Genomic DNA, 20,120 nt, shown 5'->3' on the forward strand with positions numbered 1-20,120 from the left:
GATGTTTACAGAAATACTTGGTTTTAAAATTTTTAAAGAAGATAAAAAAACTTTAATGAATTATATAGAGAATTTTAATAAAGTAAATATAATATCTGGAAACCCAGAAGTATTATTTAATGGATTAAATAATGATACCCTTAGGGAAAATTTTAAGGATGAGGGTTCAGTTATAATTCCAGATGGAGTTGGAACTGTTGTTGCATCAAAGCTAGTAAAAAATCCGGTTAAAGAAAAGATTGCAGGAATCGATGTTGTAAAAGAAGTTTTAGTTAAAGCAAATAAAGAAAAAAAGTCAATTTATTTATTAGGTGCAAAGGAAGAAACTGTGAATAAATGTGCAGAGAATATAATGCTTGAATTTCCTGATTTAAAAATTGCAGGTTTCCATAATGGATTTTTTGATTTAAATAATTGTGATGATTTAATAGATGAAATAAGCAGTTGTAATCCTTGGGCTATATTTGTGGCAATGGGATCACCGAGGCAGGAGATTTTCATAAAAAAGGTTATGGACAAAACTAGTACTCATATATTCATGGGGGTAGGTGGAGTTTTTGATATATTTGCAGGGGAACTTAAAAGAGCACCAAAATGGATGATAGCATTAGGCATGGAGTGGCTGTATAGGGTAGTAAAAGAACCAGTTAGAATAAAAAGACTATCTGCTATACCAAAGTTTTTATTATTAGCTTCTTTCAGATATCATAATAATACAAAGAAAAATTCTAAATTATAGCAAGGGAAAAATGGTGATAAAATGAAACAAAGAAGTACCTTAATTAAATCTACATTTATAATAATGATAGTATCGCTAATAAGTAGATTTTTAGGTTTTATTCGTGATATGCTTATTGCAAATAATTTTGGTGCTGGAGTTTATACAGATGCCTATAATATTGCTGTATCTATACCAGAAACAATATTTACTTTAGTTGGACTTGCAATATCAACTGCATTCTTGCCTATGCTAAGTAAAATAAGAGCTAGAAAAGGCCAAGAAGAAATGTATGACTTTGCAAATAACGTAATAAATATACTGTTCATTATTTCCTTTATTCTTTTTATTATAACGAGCATTTTTTCGAAGGAAATAGTTGATATATTTAAATTTTCAGAAGAAACGAGAACTATAGCTACAGGTTTATTAAAAATCACCCTTATTAATATTTTATTTTTATCTATTAATGCATGTTTTACAGCATTATTACAAGTAAATGAAGATTTTGTCATTCCATCCATTTTAGGTTTGTTTTTTAATTTACCTATGATATTATATTTATTATTATTTAAAAATTACGATATTTTAGGACTGACAATTGCTAATGTTATAGGAAATTTCTTTAGAGTTGCAGTTCAGGTACCTTCGTTGATATCTCATGGATATAAATATAAATTTTTCATTAGCCTTAAGGATAATAGATTGAAAGAAATTATAATATTAATAATACCAGTGCTTATTGGAGCAGGTGCAAACTCCCTTAATATGGTTGTTGATAAGTATATTGCTTCAAGTTTATCAGCTGGATCGGTTTCTGCCTTAGATTATGCACAGAAACTAATCATATTTATAAATACAATAATTACTACATCCGTTACAAGCGTGGTATATCCGCTTATGGCTAATATGAGAAATAATGAGGATAAGACTGGCTTTTTAACAATGTTAAAAAAGTCAATTGTATATTTAGCAATTTTATTAATTCCTATAACTATTGGAATTGCAATATTTAGTAAGGAAATTGTTGAAATTGTATATGGAAGAGGAAAATTTGATGAATACGCAGTACATATTACAAGTTTTGCACTTCTCGGATATGGCTTTGGAATATTTTTTACAGGAATAAGAGATGTTCTAAATTCAACTCTATTTACTATGGGAAAAACAAAAATTACAGCCATGAATGGTGTTATAGGAGTTATTATAAACATAATTTTTTGTGTGATTTTATCTAGGTATATGGGTATAATGGGGATTGCATTAGCATCCGTTATAGCTATGATAGTGACAGCAATACTTTTAAGCAGAAGTATTATAAAAATAGAAAAAGGTTTCATTATAACAGATATAATAAAGAAAATAAGTTTAATAACTTTAAATTCATTTATTATGGGAATTGTAATTATAAGTATTGCAATTTATTTTAGGGGGAAATTTAATTCATTAACTCTTTTGTTACTTGGAGTTAGTATTGGAATTATAGTATATTTTATTTTATGTTATCTATTTAAAATTGAAGAAGTAATTGAAATGAAAAATTTAGTTTTAAAGAAGATAAGAAGATAGGGGGATATATGAAAATATTATTTATTGCCTGCTATTCGCCATTAATAAACAACTCAGCTGCTATTGAGACTTTGCAGTACTTGAATAAATTAAGTGAAATTAATAATAATGAAGTTCATCTTTTAACTGTTAATTTTCCAGAGGATTCAATTTATTATGATGAAGCATTATATTCCATGATGGATAAAAGAATTAAAGTCCATATTGTTGATGGAGGGATTGTCTTTAAAAAATTAATGCCTAGAAAAAGTAGTGGGATTAATAAAGAGGCACCAAAAAGTAACAATGGCAATATGAAAAAAATATTGCGCAAAGTAAAAAATTCTGTGGTTATACCAGATATGTATTATGGATGGTCAAAGAAAGCAGGAGAATATGGAATAAAATTAATGGAGACTGAAAAATTTGATGTTATATTTTCAATGCATGAGCCTCCATCTTCACATTTGTGTGCATATCGTATAAAGAAAAGATATAGAAATGTACCATGGATTACTTACTGGAGTGATCCATGGCTTAAGGACTCTACACGAGAAAATTCTTTTATAATTAAGAAGATATTCGAAAAAAGTATGGAAAAAGACATTGTAAACTTGGCAGATAAGTTTATATTTGTTACAGAGGCAAATAAAAATGAATATTTAAAGGATTATGAGTTCTTGCAGAAGGATAATAAAACTTTTATATTAAATAGAGGCTTTGATTCAAAATTATATGAAAAATTGCTAAATGAAGAAAGCCCAAAACTTATAGAGAAGGATAAGCTTAACATAATTTATACAGGAGAAATATTTTCTAAGCTTAGAGATATTAAACCATTTATTAGAGCTCTTGAAGAAATTAAAGAAGAAAATATGGAAGATTATAGTTTGCTTAATGTTTTGTTTTTTGGAAATATAGATGATATTGAAGGAAAAAAGAGATTACAAAATTTAGAGGCAGCTAAGGTATCTCCTAGAATTCCATTTAATGAAGCACTTAAGTATATGTTAAATGGAGATGTGCTGCTTTTGTTTGGAAATAAAAATTCGAAACAAATACCAGCCAAGATTTATGATTATTTTGGAGCACAGGGCAGGATATTTGTTATCTATGGTGATAATAATGATCCACTTAAAAGTGTTGTAGAAAATAACCCAAAGTGTATAATGAGTGAAAATACAGCTAAGGGAATAAAAAATAAAATTTATAAATTAATAGAAATGTATAAGAATAAATCAATAAAATGTGAGCCAGACTCAAGATATGAATGGAATTCGATAGTAGATAGATTAAATAATATACTTGAAGGAAGTGATTAGATGCACATAATGGTCATTCCATCTTGGTATTCTTCTCCAAGGAACAAAGTGCATGGCAGCTTTTTTAAGGAACAATTTAAGGCCCTCTCAAATAGTAATGAAAAGATTACGGTTGCGTATAATGAAATTTGGCCGATTACTAGATTTGGAAGAATTCATGAGAAAAGAGGGATGAATTTTAATATAGAGGATAATTTAAGGACTTATAGATATAAAGATTATAATTATTTACCGAAGAATCCATTGATGTTTAAAAGCTTTAATAAGAGGATGGATAAACTTTATCAAGAAATTGTTAAAAATGAAGGAAAAGTTGATATTATTCATGCCCATTCAGCGTTTTGGGGTGGGATAGCAGCAGCTTATCTGAGTAAGAAATATAATATTCCTTTAGTTATAACAGAGCATTCATCTCTTAAGTATGCAAAATATGCTAAGGAGAGTTACAATAAATACATTTTTGCAGCTTATGAAGAAGCAGATTGTTTAATTGCAGTTGGAAGTGGATTAAAAAAGGAATTGCAGGAATATGTTAATAAACCTGTTGAAGTTATTCATAATATGGTTGATCTTAGTTTATTTTACGTGGATGAAAATAATGTACAAGACGTACCATTACAAAAAGAATTCAAATTTTTTTCATGTGCTTTTCTTGAAGAAGGAAAAGGAATGGAATTCTTAATAGAAGCATTTGCAGAAACTTTTAAAGGAGAAAACACAACCTTAAGAATAGGTGGAGATGGTTCCGTGAAATCATCCTTAAGCAAGCTTATTGAAAAGTTAAATATGAAAGAGCAGATTAAACTTCTAGGGGCTTTATCTAGAGAAGAAGTTTCCATGGAGATGAGGAAGTGCGATGTATTTGCACTGCCATCTGAACATGAAACTTTTGGAGTTGTTTATATTGAAGCACTTGCATGTGGAAAACCTGTTATTGGAGCCGACAATGGAGGAGCAGAAGATATAATAAGAGAAGAAAACGGAATAATAGTTAAAAAGAAAGATGTAAAAGACTTAGCTAAAGCATTGAAGAGGATAAAAGATAACTACAATATGTATGATAAAAATCAAATAAGAGAAAAAACAGTTTGTAGTTATTCAGAGAAGGTGCTAGTTGAAAGCCTAAAAGGAGTGTATAAAAAAGTATATGAAGGAAATAATTAAAAGCATATATAAGTATGTAGATAATAAGTTTTATTTTAAATTGTTTTACTTATTTGTTAGTTTAACATTTGTAACTATTTTAAAGGAATTACCAGGAATATCGTTAATAAGCAGAGTATCAGGGAAGATAGCAGTAATTTGGGGAATAATTTTAATATTATTTATGATAGTGGAAGATTATAAAAGAAGAAAAATTTATAAGTTTGATATTCCATTAGCTTTGTTCATGATAATAACGTTAATCTTTAATATTTTTGTTTATAGAAGTACTGATAATATATCAAAATGGATAGTAAACTTAATTATGTTTTTAATTATATTTACAGTGGATGTATTTAGAAGCAAAAAAACACTTATTAAAGAAATGAATATAATTACATATTTTTATGTGATCTTTATGTTAATAGCTTCTATTATTTCTTTAATAATGAGATTTACAGAAACAAATATAGAAATTGATCAAATAATATTTGGAAATACAAAAGGTATATTTGAAAATGAAAATGCTCTTTCAATAGCAACGGCGTTAGCTATTGTAATGTGTATTTATCTTTATCATATAACAGCAACTCACAGGCTTAAATTATTTTGGCTAGCTAACATAGTATTACAGGCAGTAACTATGGTTGGGTCACGTGGAAGAAGTGCTTATTTAATAGTAATAGCGGTTATATATATTTTTATTTTTGTATATAATAAAAATAAATATTTTAGAGCTATATTATTAATAATACCTATATTAGCGTGTGGAGTATTCTTTCAGCTTGATAAAAATAATATTAGGAATTTTACTAGCGGAAGAAGCAGTCTTTGGACTTCAGGAGCTATAGTAATAAAGGAACATCCTTTTACTGGTGTTGGAAATAATAATCTTGTAGATGCTGTTACTAATGCAAGACAAACTGATGACTTACCAGGATTAGCAGTTGGAGGTTTACACAATATATATGTGCAGACAGCAACAATAAATGGGGTTATTGCATTAACTTTATTTCTAATTTTCTTAATTTCAATTTTAGTTTTTATTGTACAGCGATTAGATAAATTACAAAGAAAAGAAAGACTTCAAATGATAACTTTAACTTCAATTGTTGTTGGAATTATTTCGGTAAATTTATTTGAAAGTGATCTATTATATATAATAAGTTTCATTTCTATGACTTTTTGGATATATCTAGGATATATAATATCGATTTTAGATAACAAAAGCATTGAATAAGTAATATATTTTTAATAAATTAGATAGGGGCATATAGTATATGAAATTTTGCGATGAAAGTATAAAACAATTTTTAGAGGAATTGGGATCAGATTTATCAGCACCCGGGGGCGGAAGTGTGGCTGGTCTTATTTCAGCGTTGTCTGCTGCATTAAACTCAATGGTTTATTCGTTAACTGTTGGTAAGAAGAGTTATATTGCATTAGCGGACAATGAAAAAGAAATTATAAATAAATTTCAAAAAGAATCAAAAGAATTTACAGTAAGAAGCTTAGAACTTATGGAAGAAGATAGAGATAACTTTTTGAAGTTAATGGATTGTTATAAATTACCTAAAGAAAGTGAAGAAGAAAAGAAAGCAAGATCACTAGCTATAAAAGAAAATACAATAAAATCTATGGAAGCGCCTTTGATTTTAGCAAGAGAGAGTTTAGAATTCTATGAAAATTTAAAGATTATGGCTAAGTATGGAAATAAAATGTTGTTATCAGATCTAGCAATTTCCGCAGTGCTGCTTCACTCTGCAATAGAAAGTTCCATAATAAACGTTAAAGTAAATTTAAACAGCCTTAGAAAAGAAGAATTTTTCGATAAAATTGATAGCGAATTAGAAGTGATTATTGAAAACTCAGCAAAGGAAAAGAATAATATCATTGAAATAGTAAATGAAGTAATCTATCCAAATCTATAATAGTTATGAAGAATAAATTTAATTTTTAACTATATATAAATTTAGATACTTGGAATATAATCAAGGTAATTAAACAAAAAAATAAGAGATACTTAGTTTATTTAAATATTGCTAAGTATCTCTCATTTCTTATTCTATTGGTTCACCGTCAAAGTTTTCGTATTGTGGTTTGTTTTTAGAATTTCCAACATCATTTTGATTTCTGTGAAGTTTTTGCCTCCTTAAGCCTTTCTGCTCTGGATTGCATGAACCAGGTTTATGTACTCCATCATTTTGTGTCATAATAATACACCTCCTTATATTGATATTGTATGTTTATATGAGATATTGATACGCATTTTTAAATGTTATGATAATGAAAATATAGAAGTCTAATAATATATACAAGTATTGAAAAATGCTACATATACTATATAATATTTTATATGGTGAAATATATTTTTTATTTGTTAGGTATAAGGGCATCTCACTAATAGAAAATAGCTGAAATTTAAAGGAGGGGTTCATAGTGGAAGATAAAAAAATTCCAATAACAATAAAAAAGCGGAATGGTATGATGATGAGTGCAGCAATCGTTGAGCTTATATTAGGAATAGTTTTTGGAATAATTGGAGGTTTAGGGAGCGCATTATTATGGATATTTATATTTACAGGAGTAGTAACTGCACTTTCGGTTTTAGTTGAATACAGTCAGGATATATTAATTAAAGAGAATAATATAGAGTTTTATAAATTTAATGATTTAATAAAATCAATAAAATATAGCAGTATAAAATCAATTTATGTAAGCAAAGGAAATGACGCTAAGACTAAGAAAAAAGACTTTTTAGCAATTGGTTTTAATGAAAACGATAAGAAAAAAAACAATTCTTATTTGATTAATCTTATGAATTATAGTGCTACAGATCTAACGAAAATAAAGGATGCTATATTATCAAAAAATTCTTCTGTAAAGGTAACAGAAGAAGTAGAAAAACTTATTAAACGTTAGGCACAATTTATATATAGAACAATTATCCTAGTTATGTTAAACCTTTGTGTCTACTATATTAGAAATCACATACATTTTTATGAAGCATGTATTTGAAATTGAATGTATGTGATTTCAGTAAGTAGCCACATAAGTTTAAATTCAAAGTTGAATATATATATTATTGTGGTAATTCATTTAGTGATTTAAATTCATAACCTTCATCTTGAAGGGTTTTGAGAACTGTTCCAAGTACTTTAGTGTTTGTATTTGAAACTGCATGAAGAAGCATTATAGATCCGGGATGGGCGCCTTTGCAAATTTTCTCTACAGCATAACTTTCAGATGGTTGATCATTAACTAACCAATCTTTATAAGCAAAACTCCAAAAGATAGTTTTATAGCCTAAATCTTTTGTCATCTGCAGAGATTTTTTCGAATATTTGCCCATTGGAGGCCTAAAGAATTTAGGCATATCCTGCCCGACAAGATCTTTATATGCTGACTCTACCCCGCTAAATTCAGAGTTAAACTTTTCTTTGTCATGTATTTTTTGAGCAATAGATGGATGATGAACAGTATGATTTCCAACTATATGACCTTCATCAACCATTCTTTTAACCAGTTCTGGTTCCTTATCTATGTAAGGTTTAACAACAAAAAAAGCGGCAGGTACTTTATATTCTTTTAATATATCAAGAATTTTACCTGTATTTCCATTTTCATAGCCTTCATCAAAAGTCAAGTATAAAACTTTTTTTGAAGTGTCACCTAAATAGTAAGAAGAAGTTTCTTTTAAAAAGCCAGCTGATTCTTTGGGACATTCAGCAATTTTATCTTTTCCTTTACCTACATAGTACCAATTAAGCTCGTCTTCATCACTAAAAGAAGAAAAAATCTCTCTTATGTTATCAATATCAGAAATGTCACCAAAGACTCCAGTTTCTTCAAAGTATCCTTCTGTCTGAGCAGCTTCATCACTTGTTGCATTTACATATTTCGATGGAAAAAATGCAGTGAGGTTTAGAGTGAGTGCAAGAGCAATAGTGGACTTTAAGGATTTATTCATTTCTTCACCTTCAATCTAAAATAATTTATGCATATATAACTATGCTTTGTAATGAGAAGAATTAATCATTCATAGTATTTGAACTTTATTAGATAATAATCATGGTAATTTCTATATATGATTCAAGGATCTTCACGTAAACTTTTTGGAATTTAAGTTAATTTTTATTAAAAAGTGTATGTGATTTCGGTAAGCTATCACATAAGTTTAATTTTAAAGTTAAATATCTATAAGCGATTTATAAATTTGACTTATAGATAGAATAATTACTTAGCATATTATTTTTTGATTGTGAATAACTTAAGTTGAAATAAAAAATGTTCTAGAGTATAATTTTTAAAGAGATATAAGTCATATGAAAAAATAACAAGTCCGAATATGCAGGTGAATTGACTTGTTATTTTTGTGTAATGTCTAAAATAGTTAGAAGTTAGAAAGGAATGTACATAGATGAAATTAGGTATGGTAGGTTTACCAAACGTAGGTAAAAGCACGTTGTTTAACGCAATAACAAAAGCTGGAGCTGAATCAGCTAATTATCCATTTTGCACAATTGAGCCAAATGTTGGTGTTGTAAGTGTTCCAGATAAGAGATTAGATGTTCTAGAAGAAATGTATAGTACAAAGAAGAAAGTATATACGGCAATAGAATTTTACGATATAGCAGGATTAGTTAAAGGAGCTTCTAAAGGTGAAGGATTAGGAAACAAATTCTTATCACATATAAGAGAAGTTGCAGCAATAGTTCATGTTGTAAGATGTTTTGATGATGGAAATGTAGTTCATGTTGAAGGTTCTGTTGATCCTATAAGAGATATAGAAACTATAAATTTAGAGTTGATTTTTTCTGATTTAGAAGTATTAGAAAGAAGGATGGAAAAGTCAATAAAACTTGCAAGATCAGGTGATAAGACTGCTAAGTTCGAATATGGTGTTATGGAAAGAATAAAGGCACAGCTTGAAGCAAATAAACCAGCTAGAACTTTAGAAGTTACGGATGAAGAGGAAGCTTTTATAAAAGGTTTATTTCTAATTACTTCAAAGCCAGTCCTATATGCTTGCAATATTTCGGAAGATGATGTTATGGAAGGCAACTTTGATAATGATTATGTTAAGAAAGTTAAAGAATATGCAGCAGATGAAAATTCAGAGGTTATGGTTGTAAGTGCTAAAATTGAGGAAGAATTATCTGGCCTTGAAGATGAAGAAAAAGCTGAAATGTTAGGTGAGTATGGTCTAAAAGAATCAGGACTAGATAAGTTAATTGAAGCTAGTTATAAACTTCTTGGACTTATGAGCTTCTTAACAGCAGGAGTACAAGAAGTAAGAGCTTGGACAATTAAAAGAGGAACAAAAGCACCTCAAGCGGCAGGTAAGATTCACTCCGATATTGAGAGAGGATTTATTAGAGCGGAAATAGTTTCTTATGATGATTTAGTTGAGTGTGGTTCAGAAGCATCAGCTAAAGAAAAAGGAAAGTTTAGGCTTGAAGGAAAAGATTATATAATGCAAGATGGAGATGTCGTTAATTTTAGATTTAATGTTTAATCCATGACTTAAAGGGTAAGAATTGATCTTATCCTTTTTTTATAAAAAAGTCTAATAATTTTTTTAAATATAATTACAAACCTATTAACATTATGCAACAATATAGATTTTTATAGCAAAGTTTGTTAAAATAAAACCTAGGCATATGGAAAGAAAATAGCAAATTAGTAATGATATAGTATATATTTTGAATCAGACAAAAAGTATGTTCAGCCTATTATAGGGGAATAGGGAACATACATAGTGAAAAAGTATGATGAAAAATGAAAACGTACTGACTTGTTATTTTATTAGGGAAAATAAGTACAAATTTTAATGGAAAAGTAGGTGTGATTTAATTGTTGAAAAAGAAAATTGTTGAATATGTTAATGATTTGAGAAAAAACAAATACGTTACAAGGTACTTAAAAAAAATCAAAGAGAATAAATATATTACAAAGTATTTAAGAAAAGCAAGAGAAAATAAATATATTGATGGATGTTTAAAAAAATTAGAGAAAAATAAGTATATTGCAAGTTGCTTGAGAAAGTTAAAGCAAAGGAAATATTTTATTCCAACATTAATTATTTTTTTCTTAATTGTATGCTTTGGAATCACAGCAATAATTAAGTCTGCCAATAATGCAAAAACGGCAGAAACATTGTCAATTGCTACAAATGTAGCAGAAACGGATTTTTATGATGCTAAATATGATGAGGCAATTGATGAATATACAAAAATGCAGGAGAAGCAAAAAGATCAATGGCCAATATGGAATGTGAAGATTGCAGAGGTTTATTCAGTTAAAGGCGAATTTGTAAAATCAAATGATATGCTTCAAAAGGCATATGAAGCCAGGAATAAAATTATGGATGATAAGAAGAAAAAAATAGATAATCTTCAAGAGAAAGATGAGGAACTAGGAAATTACATAACATTCACATGGCTTATGAATGGAGAATACTCGAAAGCTTCGGAGTATGGTGAAATGTTTCTTCAAAGCTATCCAGATGATAAAGAATTATTAAAGACCATGTTTACTGTTTATTTAGTGAATGGAAATAATGATAAGGCTAAGGAAATAATAAACTCTTATCAAAAAGAAGACGAAACAGCAGGTGATTTAGCAGATTTAGCTAGAATGAATATGCTTGTTAACAATTATGATCAATGTTTTTCATTATTAAAGGATGCCTGGGATAAAGATAAAAATGAAATAAGGATATTTGATGTTATTGAAGAAATTGCAAATTATGATAAAGCTGGTGCAATAGACAAAATTACAAAATTGCAAAAAGATAAGCCTGATGAACTTGCATATAAAGTATGGGCAGCTAAAATTTATTCAATGAGCAAAGACTCAGCAGATAAGGCTAAGAAGTTAATTGATGAATTAAGCACTCAAGATGCTGGAGATGCCACTTTAAATCTTATTAAAGCCAATATGTATGATAGTTCAAATAATTCAGATGCTTTAAATTATATTTTAGATCAAATAGATGAGAATAATCCAGAGTCATTAGTAGGATATAATTCAGCAGCATGGCTGTCATATAATAAAGAAGATTATGATGAAGCGTTCAAAGATTGTGAAAAAAGTATAATGTTAGATAGAGACTATGCAGATAATTATACATCTTTAATACCTGAAATACTTGAAAAGCAAGACAAGAGTGAAGAAGCACAAGGATATTTTAGAACAGCTTTATTTAAAGATCCTTTTAATTATGATTTAATACTAAAAACCGCTGAATATTATGGGAATACACTTAAAGACAGTACTAAAGCATTAAACTATTATAATTTAGCTTCTAAAATTAATCCAAAGGATGCAGAAATATATTATAATATGGCCTTGGTAAAAGTTAATACTCAAAGATATGATGAGGCTATAGATTTGCTAAAGAAGGGCATATCTATAAATAGCAAGAATGTAAAATATCATAGAGCTTTAGGAACAGCATATATAAATAAAGGAAAAAATGACGATGCAATTAAGGAAATACGAACTGCATACAATCTTGATAATAATGACATTGAAACACTAAATAATGCTGGATGCTATTATATTTCTATTGAGGGAGACGTAAATAGAGGTATGACTAATCTAAAGGCAGCATATGATGGGATAAATGAAAATACAAGCCCTGAAGATAAGGAAACAATAACTGATAATTATAATCGGATAAAGAATTTATCTGATGCTTATAATAAGCGAAATGGAGCAAGTTTGAAAGTACCAGATCTTAAATTGTTTTATTAATTAGTATATAGGTATTGATTGAAGTTGCTATAAAATATTAACAACTGGAGGAAGTATTATGTATCCAATTAAATTTGAAAATTTATATTATGAAAGAATTTGGGGAGGAAAACATCTGGAGAAATTCAGAAATAATGTTCCAGAGGGTAAGATTGGTGAGAGCTGGGATATTGCGTGCCACAAAAATGGTACTGGCAAAGTAGAGAATGGAGAATTAAAGGGAAAAACTTTTGATGAAATAATAGAAATATACGGAGAAAAACTTGTAGGTAAAGCTGTAGATAATAAGGAATTTCCTCTTTTGATCAAGTTAATAACTGCTGCAGATAAGCTTTCAGTTCAAGTTCATCCAAATGATGAGTATGCGAGTAGAGTTGAAAAAGATTCAGGAAAAACTGAAGCATGGTATGTAGTTGATGCTGAAGAAGGGGCTTCATTAATAGTTGGAACAAAGAATTGTAATAAAGAATTGTTTAAAAAAGCAATACAGGATGGGAACTTAGATGAATATTTAAATAAGATTCCTGTTAAAAAAGGCGATTTTTTCTATGTTCAAAGTGGCTTAGTTCATGCTATATGTGAAGGTGTATTAATTGCTGAAATTCAACAAAATAGCGATACTACCTATAGAGTCTATGATTATAATAGAGGAAGAGAAATACATGTTGAAAAAGCATTAGATGTTATAGATTTTTCACTTAAAGGAGAAAATTCGAGAGGGCTTACAATACAAGAAAATGGTTATGATAAAACATATCTTTGTTTAGGAGAATATTTTACAATACAAAAATATAAGATTACTTCATCTTTAAAAGAAAAGAGTGATGAGGAAAGATTTTATTTATTTACTTGTGTGGATGGCAATGGTGTAATAAGATATAGTGGTGGAGAAGAGAAGATTCTTATGGGAGACAGTATTTTTATTCCAGCAACACTTGGAGAGTATGAATTAGTTGGTGACTTTACTCTATTAAAAAGTTATGTACCAAATTTAAAAGATGAGGAGAAAGCCATACTTAATATAGTTGAAAAGTAGAAAAATATAAATTATGGAGGAACTAATTGTTTCTCCATAACTGCTTGAGAAATTTATAATGTATAAGACATTAGTTAAATTTCAAGCGAAATAAACGCAAGGAAAGAGAGTGGAATTTATAGTGGGAATAGATATTTTATTTATAATTAAAGCAATTATCATGGGTATAGTAGAAGGGCTTACTGAATTTATTCCGGTGTCTTCAACAGGACATTTAATACTTACAGGAAGCATTATTAATTTTAAAGGCGACTTTGCTGATATGTTTGAAGTAGTAATACAATTAGGGGCTATACTTGCAGTTGTAGTTCTATACTGGCAAAAGATAAGCGATAGTGTTGTTGATTTTTTTGCTTATTTATTTTCAAAGGGAAGAAAAGGAGAAGTTGGTTTTAGATTTGGAATTAATATAATTATTGGATCAATTCCAGCTATGATATTTGGATTTATACTTCATGATAAAATTAAATCCCTATTATTTGGAGCAGGACCAGTTGTTATTGCATTTTTTGTTGGAGGTATCCTGTTAATTGTAATAGAAAATAAATTTAGAAAAAACAAGCATGCAGTAAGAGATATAGACCAAATTACACCTATAGAATCTTTAAAAATAGGCTTTTTTCAATGCCTTGCTATGTGGCCTGGAATGTCACGAAGTGCTTCAACAATAATGGGAGGCTGGGTTGCTGGACTTTCAACAACAGTTGCTGCTGAGTATTCATTTTTCTTAGCCATTCCAGCGATGGTGGGTTCATCAGCATTAGATTTAATAAAGTTTGATTACTCAGAAATGAATATGACGAATGCAATTGCATTAGCAGTTGGGTTTATAGTTGCGTTTGTGGTTGCTTTAATTGTTATGAGAAAATTCATAGATTATTTAAAGAAGAGACCAATGAGAGTATTTGCAGTATACAGAATAGGTGCAGGAATAGTATTTTCTATACTTATATTCTTTAATTTCATTTCAATGTAAATAGAGAAAGAGACTTTGATTAGATAAAATAACACCTTAATATATGAAATAGTGTTTATTTCGATATATTAAGGTGTTTGTGTTTTTTATAAAAGAAAATATGAAATTTTTGTAGATAGAAACTCTAATGAGATTTAATTAAAATGAAATATGGAATTAATGAGCGTGAGAAATTGGCTTGAATTAAAATGCATTAAAAACAAAGGTTTGAGTTTAGGTCTCAGTATTAGGTATAATTTTAAATTCATAGTTAAAGAATGAATATATTGTAAATTAATACTTTTCAGAAATTAAAGTTTGTGATATGATTTAAGTAAATAGTCAGAAAATAAAGAAAATTTACTTTTAGGCATATAAAAGAAATGGCAAACCGCATATACTAGTCTGTTTTGTGTCATACTACATCAGTATGTTCAACTAGTTGCTTTATAGTAAAGACTCTCATAGCTGGCGCAAAATATAATCGAGCCTTGATTTGTTATTTATTTCGCATGCCTCAACAATAATTTTAGAAGAAATTATGGTATAGGGGGATTTAGAATGTCCAAAGATATTAAAAAAATAGCTTTATTAACTGGAGGAGGCGACTGCCCAGGATTAAATGCAGTAATAAGTTCTGTAACGAAATCAGCAATATTGAACTATGGATATGAAGTTATTGGATATAAATTCGGATACAGAGGATTATATAACAATGATTTTATTGAATTAGACCTATCTGCTGTATCAGGTCTAATATCAAGAGGTGGAACAATACTATATAGTTCAAATAAAGATAATTTATTTGATTATCTTGTAGAGGAAAATGGTAAAATGGTGAAAAAGGACGTATCAGATGTGGCTGTTGAGAATTTAAAAAAGGAAGGTGTAGACGTTTTAATAGTTATTGGAGGAGATGGAACATTAACATCTGCTAGAGACTTTGCACGAAAAGGAGTAAAGGTTATCGGAGTTCCAAAAACTATTGATAATGATTTAGGTTCTACGGACATAACATTTGGATTTAATACAGCAATAGGAATTGCAACAGAAGCATTAGATAGACTTCATACAACAGCGGAGTCACATCATAGAATTATGATTTTAGAAGTTATGGGAAGAAATGCAGGTTTTATAGCATTAGAATCTGGAATAGCAGGTTCAGCCGATGTTATTTTATTACCAGAAATTCCATATGATATAAATAAGATTGTAGAAAAGATTGAAGATAGGAAGAAACATGGAAAGTTATTCACAATAGTTGTAGTAGCAGAGGGTGCAAAACCTAAAAATGGAGAAGTTAGTGTAGCTAAAATAGTTTCAGATAGCCCAGATCCAATTAGACTTGGTGGAATTGGCAATAGATTAGCAGAGGAATTAGAGAAGTTAGTTAAAGAAAGAGAAGTTAGATGTACAGTTCTCGGACATATACAAAGAGGCGGTATTACATGTACTTTTGATAGAATATTATCAACACGATATGGAGTTGCTGCTATTGAATTAATTAATCAAGAAAAGTTTGGAAGCATGGTGTGCTTAAAAGGTAATGAAATTACCTATGACAGCCTAGAAAATGTAATTGGGAATAACAAAAAAGTAGATCCAAGCGGAGAATTAGTAAGCGTAGCAAAGAAAATAGGAATATCATTTGCCGATTAGTTAACTTAATAAGAGTATTGCAATGAATAAGTAATTTAATACTCATAAGATATCTAATGACATTAAGAAGTATTTTAGAAAGCGGTGGGCATTATGAAAGAAATTAAGAGATATTTAGAGTCTAGAATAGGAACATATTCATTTTTTTTCGAGGACTTAGGAAGCGGTTTTACTTATGGATATAATGAAAATGTGCAAATGACAAGTGCTGGATGTATGAAACTGCCGATAGCTGTATCAGTGATAAGATATGTTGAAGATGGAAATGCATCGTTTTTAGATAAGATAAAGATTGAAGAAGAGGATAAAGTTTATGGAACAGGAATACTCCATGAATTTGATAATAGAGAATATACTGTGTTTGAATTACTAGTTGCAATGCTTATTCAAAGCGATAATACTGCAGCAAATAAACTTATAGATATTGTTGGCATGGATAGAATAAATGATGATATAGAAGCTCAAGGCTTAAAGAATACAAAGTTGAATAGAAAAACTTCAGATGAGAGAGCTGCAAGTACTGGTGTTGAGAATATAACAAGCGCTCTAGATCTATCAAAGATTTGGAAGCATCTATATGATGGAAGATTTTTGAGTGAAAAGAACAGCAAAATGCTTATAGATATATTACAAAGGCAGCAGATGAAAAATAAATTGGCACTTTATATACCTGATGATTTGAAATATGAGATTTCAAGCAAAACAGGTGATAAAACTAGTGTTGAAAATGATACAGCATTAATCCGCACCGAAAAAGGAAGTTTTACATTTACCGTTTTATCAATGGGGATTCCGAATAGTGTGTATGGAACTGTAACGCTTGCTAAAAGTGGTAAAATGATGTGGGATAGCATTACTAATAATTTTTAACAAATTTTAAGAGATGTCTTTGACATCTCTTAAAATTTTCATCCAGGTAGAATATATTTATATTGACACAATATTAAAGAAGTGTTATTCTTACACAAAGAAATAATATAAAACACCTTTAACTTGATTCAGCGAGATCAATAAGGAAGTTATATAATTACTATACTATGGGATTATTGCGCCTTCCTTTAAATGAGGAAGGCTTTTTTATAAATTAAATTACTATTAAAAATTATTACCTTTAAATTAACACAGAGAGGTTACTAAGGAGTGATTATAAAATGAAAAAAGACATTAAACATTTGATTGAACCTATGGATTTTACTGTAGAAGAATTAAATGAACTGTTTAACTTAGCACATCAAATAATAGCACATCCAAAAGATTTTTCTAATATATGTGATGGAAAAATCTTAGCTACTTTATTTTATGAACCAAGCACAAGAACTAGATTAAGCTTTGAAGCTGCTATGATGAGGCTTGGTGGTAAAATTCTTGGTTTTTCAGAACCAAATTCAACATCAATTTCAAAAGGAGAAACATTAGCTGATACTATAAAAATGGTATCTATATATTCAGATATCATAGCTATGAGACATCCGAAAGAAGGAGCAGCAAAAGTTGCAAGTCTGTATTCAAATGTTCCAATAATTAATGCAGGAGATGGTGGACATCAACATCCAACTCAAACATTAGCAGATTTACTTACAATTACAAGCTTAAAAGACGGTTTAAATAATCATGTGATTGGAATTTGTGGGGATTTAAAATTCGGAAGAACTGTACATTCACTTATAAAAGCGATGTCAAGATATCATAACAATAAATTTGTTTTAATATCACCAAAAGAACTTTCAATACCTCAATATATAAGAGAAGAAATTTTGGAAAAGAAGAATATTGAATATATAGAAGTGGAAAAATTAGAAGATGTAATTTCAAATTTAGATATTTTATATATGACAAGAGTTCAAAAGGAAAGATTCTTTAATGAAGAACAATATTTAAGATTAAAAGATAGTTACATACTAGATAAAACAAAGATGGAAGCTGCAAAAAATGACATGATTGTAATGCATCCTCTTCCAAGAGTAAACGAAATCGCATACGAAGTAGATGAGGATAATAGAGCTTCATATTTCAAACAGGCAGAGTATGGAATGTATGTAAGAATGGCATTAATGATTAAACTTTTGGGGGTGATGTAAAATGCTAGAGATAACAAGTATTAAAAATGGAATAGTCTTGGATCATATACAAGCAGGAGTTGGAGTTAAGATATTTAATTATTTAGGATTAGATGCTAATGACTATAGCGTTGCACTTATAATTAATGCTGATAGTAAAAAGCTTGGTAAAAAGGATATTATAAAGATAGAAAATTGTGATGAACTTAATTATACTGTTTTGGCATTACTTTCACCAACAGTAACTATATGTGAAGTTAGAGAAGAGAAGATTGTTAATAAGGTTAGACCAACACTTCCAAGCAAAGTTCATAACATAATAAAATGCAAAAATCCAAGCTGCATAACAAGTACTGAGGAGTATGTACCTCATTCATTTGTTTTGGTAGATGAAGAAAATGGAAGATATAGGTGTGAATACTGCGATGAAATAACAAAACTTTCAGAATTATAGTAAATAATAAATAGCAGTAAAAATTAATTAATTGAAATTTGTAAAATACAATGTAAATCTGTTGATTATGAATTGTAAAATGCATAACGACTGTAAATCGTTAATTATGAAATAGCTGTGAATTTTGTTAACTGATTAAAGGGGTGTTATATGGAACTATTAATTAAAAATGCAAGGATAATAGATGTAACTCAAGATTTTTATGGAGATATCTATATTAAAGATGGGATAATAAGAGAAATAGGAGAAAGTATATCTAAAGATAATGTGCAGATAATTAATTGTGAGGGAAAAATTTTGATGCCGGCGTTTATAGATACTCATGCTCATTTCAGAGATCCTGGACTTACTTGGAAAGAAGATATTGAAACAGGTTCTAAAGCAGCACTTAAAGGTGGTTATACAGGAGTATGCTTAATGGCAAATACCAAGCCTATCTGCTCATCTAAAGAAACCTTGGAATATGTGAGAAATAAATCAAAGGAACTGAATTTAATAGACATACATCAATGTATATCAGTAACAAAAAATTTTGATGGGGTAACTTTAAGTCACTTAGAAGAGCTTCAGAATGATCCTAAAATTAGAGCAATCTCGGATGATGGCATTGGAGTGTCAAATTCTAATACTATGCTTGAAGCAATGAAGATCGCTAAGAAAAATAACTGGGTTATAATGTCCCATGCAGAAAGTCCGGAATTTTCAAAAGTAGATATGAGAATAGCTGAAAATATGATGACCGTAAGAGATGTAGAATTGGCAAAACTTAGCAAGGCGAGATTACATATGTGCCATGTTAGTACGAAAGAAGCTATAAAATATGTTATTGAGGGAAAGATGAGTGGAGCAAATATAACACTAGAAGTTACTCCGCATCATATAGCTCTGACAAGAGATATAAATGATTATAGAGTTAATCCGCCAATTAGGGAAAAAGAAGATGTGTATGCAATAATAAGTGCCATTAAATTAGGAATGGTAGATACAATAGGAACAGATCATGCGCCGCATACAAAAGAAGAAAAGAAAAATGGTTCGCCAGGAATGGTTGGGATCGAGACAGCTTTTTCAATCTGCTATACAAAATTAGTTAAGGAAAATCATGTTTCTCTAAATAAATTAAGTGAACTTATGTCATTTAATCCAGCTAAGCTTCTAGGAATGAATAAAGGGAAGATTAGTGTAGGAATAGATGGTGACTTAGTACTAATTGATATTAATAAGAAAATAAGAGTTGATCCAGAAAAGTTTGAGTCAAAAGGCAGAAATACACCATTTGATGGAATGGAGTTTTACGGAGAAGTGCTAACAACAATAAAAGCTGGAGAAATCAAATATAATTCATGTAACAGCTAATAGTAAGCAGCTAACAGTTTGGATAAAATATGTTTATAATTGAAAAAAGATTAAAAATAAAACATAAGACATTCCATAACTGTAAACTGTGCACTGTAAACTGTTAACTAA

18 protein-coding genes are annotated in these 20,120 nt (G+C 29.2%); 16 read left to right on the forward strand and 2 right to left on the reverse strand.

The window, feature by feature from the left end; translation table 11 throughout:
* Window position 1 precedes the first annotated feature (1 nt).
* From CDLVIII_RS07820 to CDLVIII_RS07845, 6 genes are read left to right on the forward strand one after another with little or no spacing between them, the layout of a single operon-like run.
* Entirely contained in the window at window positions 2-739 is a 738-nt protein-coding gene (locus CDLVIII_RS07820) for a WecB/TagA/CpsF family glycosyltransferase (protein WP_009168902.1), read from the forward strand.
* Between the two features lie 21 nt (window positions 740-760).
* Complete coding sequence (gene murJ / locus CDLVIII_RS07825) at window positions 761-2,287, forward strand: murein biosynthesis integral membrane protein MurJ (protein WP_009168903.1); 1,527 nt, start codon at window positions 761-763, stop codon at window positions 2,285-2,287.
* Between the two features lie 8 nt (window positions 2,288-2,295).
* Window positions 2,296-3,588 carry a hypothetical protein gene (locus tag CDLVIII_RS07830; protein WP_009168904.1) on the forward strand — a complete coding sequence of 431 codons (1,293 nt, stop codon included), beginning with the start codon at window positions 2,296-2,298 and terminating at the stop codon, window positions 3,586-3,588.
* Entirely contained in the window at window positions 3,589-4,752 is a 1,164-nt protein-coding gene (locus CDLVIII_RS07835; protein WP_009168905.1) for a glycosyltransferase, read from the forward strand.
* Window positions 4,736-5,971, forward strand: coding sequence for an O-antigen ligase family protein (locus tag CDLVIII_RS07840; RefSeq protein WP_009168906.1), 1,236 nt, complete (start codon window positions 4,736-4,738; stop codon window positions 5,969-5,971). The genes CDLVIII_RS07835 and CDLVIII_RS07840 overlap by 17 nt, the downstream gene beginning before the upstream one ends.
* Window positions 5,972-6,011: 40 nt before the next feature.
* Window positions 6,012-6,662, forward strand: coding sequence for a cyclodeaminase/cyclohydrolase family protein (locus tag CDLVIII_RS07845; protein ID WP_009168907.1), 651 nt, complete (start codon window positions 6,012-6,014; stop codon window positions 6,660-6,662).
* Between the two features lie 129 nt (window positions 6,663-6,791).
* On the opposite strand, the gene CDLVIII_RS31155 is transcribed toward CDLVIII_RS07845, so the two are convergent.
* Window positions 6,792-6,944 (reverse strand): clostri-philic family protein, encoded by a 153-nt coding sequence (locus tag CDLVIII_RS31155; protein ID WP_009168908.1) that lies wholly within the window; start codon window positions 6,942-6,944, stop codon window positions 6,792-6,794.
* A gap of 226 nt (window positions 6,945-7,170) precedes the next feature.
* Between CDLVIII_RS31155 and CDLVIII_RS07850 the strand changes: the two genes are divergently transcribed.
* Complete coding sequence (locus tag CDLVIII_RS07850) at window positions 7,171-7,653, forward strand: hypothetical protein (protein ID WP_009168909.1); 483 nt, start codon at window positions 7,171-7,173, stop codon at window positions 7,651-7,653.
* Between the two features lie 160 nt (window positions 7,654-7,813).
* Here CDLVIII_RS07850 and pdaA read toward each other — a convergent pair whose 3' ends face one another.
* The gene (gene pdaA / locus CDLVIII_RS07855; protein ID WP_009168910.1) at window positions 7,814-8,701 is read right to left on the reverse strand and encodes a delta-lactam-biosynthetic de-N-acetylase; all 888 of its coding nucleotides are present in this window, start codon (window positions 8,699-8,701) and stop codon (window positions 7,814-7,816) included.
* 450 nt (window positions 8,702-9,151) lie between these two features.
* Here pdaA and ychF point away from each other — a divergent pair, with 450 nt between their 5' ends.
* The 9 genes from ychF to CDLVIII_RS07900 all read left to right on the forward strand — a co-directional run bounded on the left by ychF (window position 9,152) and on the right by CDLVIII_RS07900 (window position 20,009).
* Window positions 9,152-10,249 carry a redox-regulated ATPase YchF gene (ychF, locus tag CDLVIII_RS07860; protein WP_009168911.1) on the forward strand — a complete coding sequence of 366 codons (1,098 nt, stop codon included), beginning with the start codon at window positions 9,152-9,154 and terminating at the stop codon, window positions 10,247-10,249.
* Between the two features lie 341 nt (window positions 10,250-10,590).
* Window positions 10,591-12,492 carry a tetratricopeptide repeat protein gene (locus CDLVIII_RS07865; RefSeq protein ID WP_035302143.1) on the forward strand — a complete coding sequence of 634 codons (1,902 nt, stop codon included), beginning with the start codon at window positions 10,591-10,593 and terminating at the stop codon, window positions 12,490-12,492.
* 58 nt (window positions 12,493-12,550) lie between these two features.
* The gene (locus CDLVIII_RS07870) at window positions 12,551-13,528 is read left to right on the forward strand and encodes a type I phosphomannose isomerase catalytic subunit (protein WP_009168913.1); all 978 of its coding nucleotides are present in this window, start codon (window positions 12,551-12,553) and stop codon (window positions 13,526-13,528) included.
* A 121-nt stretch (window positions 13,529-13,649) separates the two neighbouring features.
* The gene (locus CDLVIII_RS07875; RefSeq protein WP_035301701.1) at window positions 13,650-14,504 is read left to right on the forward strand and encodes an undecaprenyl-diphosphate phosphatase; all 855 of its coding nucleotides are present in this window, start codon (window positions 13,650-13,652) and stop codon (window positions 14,502-14,504) included.
* A 540-nt stretch (window positions 14,505-15,044) separates the two neighbouring features.
* Window positions 15,045-16,142 (forward strand): 6-phosphofructokinase, encoded by a 1,098-nt coding sequence (locus CDLVIII_RS07880; protein WP_009168915.1) that lies wholly within the window; start codon window positions 15,045-15,047, stop codon window positions 16,140-16,142.
* Window positions 16,143-16,235: 93 nt separating this feature from the next.
* Window positions 16,236-17,012, forward strand: a complete 777-nt coding sequence (locus tag CDLVIII_RS07885; RefSeq protein ID WP_009168916.1) for a serine hydrolase — start codon at window positions 16,236-16,238, stop codon at window positions 17,010-17,012.
* A 281-nt stretch (window positions 17,013-17,293) separates the two neighbouring features.
* On the forward strand, window positions 17,294-18,220 hold the full coding sequence (gene pyrB, locus CDLVIII_RS07890; protein WP_009168917.1) for an aspartate carbamoyltransferase: 927 nt from the start codon (window positions 17,294-17,296) through the stop codon (window positions 18,218-18,220).
* A gap of 1 nt (window position 18,221) precedes the next feature.
* A complete protein-coding gene (locus CDLVIII_RS07895; protein ID WP_009168918.1) occupies window positions 18,222-18,653 on the forward strand; it encodes an aspartate carbamoyltransferase regulatory subunit in 432 nt (143 codons plus the stop codon).
* 150 nt (window positions 18,654-18,803) lie between these two features.
* Window positions 18,804-20,009: a dihydroorotase gene (locus tag CDLVIII_RS07900; protein WP_009168919.1), complete on the forward strand. Its 1,206-nt coding sequence runs from the start codon at window positions 18,804-18,806 to the stop codon at window positions 20,007-20,009.
* Window positions 20,010-20,120: the final 111 nt, after the last annotated feature.

Origin of the sequence: Clostridium sp. DL-VIII (assembly GCF_000230835.1) — a bacterium.
Classification (GTDB): domain Bacteria; phylum Bacillota; class Clostridia; order Clostridiales; family Clostridiaceae; genus Clostridium.

Excerpts from the sequence above, each read along its gene's own strand:
- pyrB (WP_009168917.1), top strand. The coding sequence starts at position 17,294 with ATGAAAAAAGACATTAAACATTTGATTGAACCTATGGATTTTACTGTA.
- CDLVIII_RS07845 (WP_009168907.1), top strand. The coding sequence starts at position 6,012 with ATGAAATTTTGCGATGAAAGTATAAAACAATTTTTAGAGGAATTGGGA.
- CDLVIII_RS07830 (WP_009168904.1), top strand. The coding sequence starts at position 2,296 with ATGAAAATATTATTTATTGCCTGCTATTCGCCATTAATAAACAACTCA.
- CDLVIII_RS07820 (WP_009168902.1), top strand. The coding sequence starts at position 2 with ATGTTTACAGAAATACTTGGTTTTAAAATTTTTAAAGAAGATAAAAAA.
- CDLVIII_RS31155 (WP_009168908.1), bottom strand. The coding sequence starts at position 6,944 with ATGACACAAAATGATGGAGTACATAAACCTGGTTCATGCAATCCAGAG.
- CDLVIII_RS07895 (WP_009168918.1), top strand. The coding sequence starts at position 18,222 with ATGCTAGAGATAACAAGTATTAAAAATGGAATAGTCTTGGATCATATA.
- CDLVIII_RS07840 (WP_009168906.1), top strand. The coding sequence starts at position 4,736 with ATGAAGGAAATAATTAAAAGCATATATAAGTATGTAGATAATAAGTTT.
- CDLVIII_RS07835 (WP_009168905.1), top strand. The coding sequence starts at position 3,589 with ATGCACATAATGGTCATTCCATCTTGGTATTCTTCTCCAAGGAACAAA.
- pdaA (WP_009168910.1), bottom strand. The coding sequence starts at position 8,701 with ATGAATAAATCCTTAAAGTCCACTATTGCTCTTGCACTCACTCTAAAC.
- CDLVIII_RS07885 (WP_009168916.1), top strand. The coding sequence starts at position 16,236 with ATGAAAGAAATTAAGAGATATTTAGAGTCTAGAATAGGAACATATTCA.
- CDLVIII_RS07900 (WP_009168919.1), top strand. The coding sequence starts at position 18,804 with ATGGAACTATTAATTAAAAATGCAAGGATAATAGATGTAACTCAAGAT.
- CDLVIII_RS07880 (WP_009168915.1), top strand. The coding sequence starts at position 15,045 with ATGTCCAAAGATATTAAAAAAATAGCTTTATTAACTGGAGGAGGCGAC.
- CDLVIII_RS07870 (WP_009168913.1), top strand. The coding sequence starts at position 12,551 with ATGTATCCAATTAAATTTGAAAATTTATATTATGAAAGAATTTGGGGA.
- ychF (WP_009168911.1), top strand. The coding sequence starts at position 9,152 with ATGAAATTAGGTATGGTAGGTTTACCAAACGTAGGTAAAAGCACGTTG.
- murJ (WP_009168903.1), top strand. The coding sequence starts at position 761 with ATGAAACAAAGAAGTACCTTAATTAAATCTACATTTATAATAATGATA.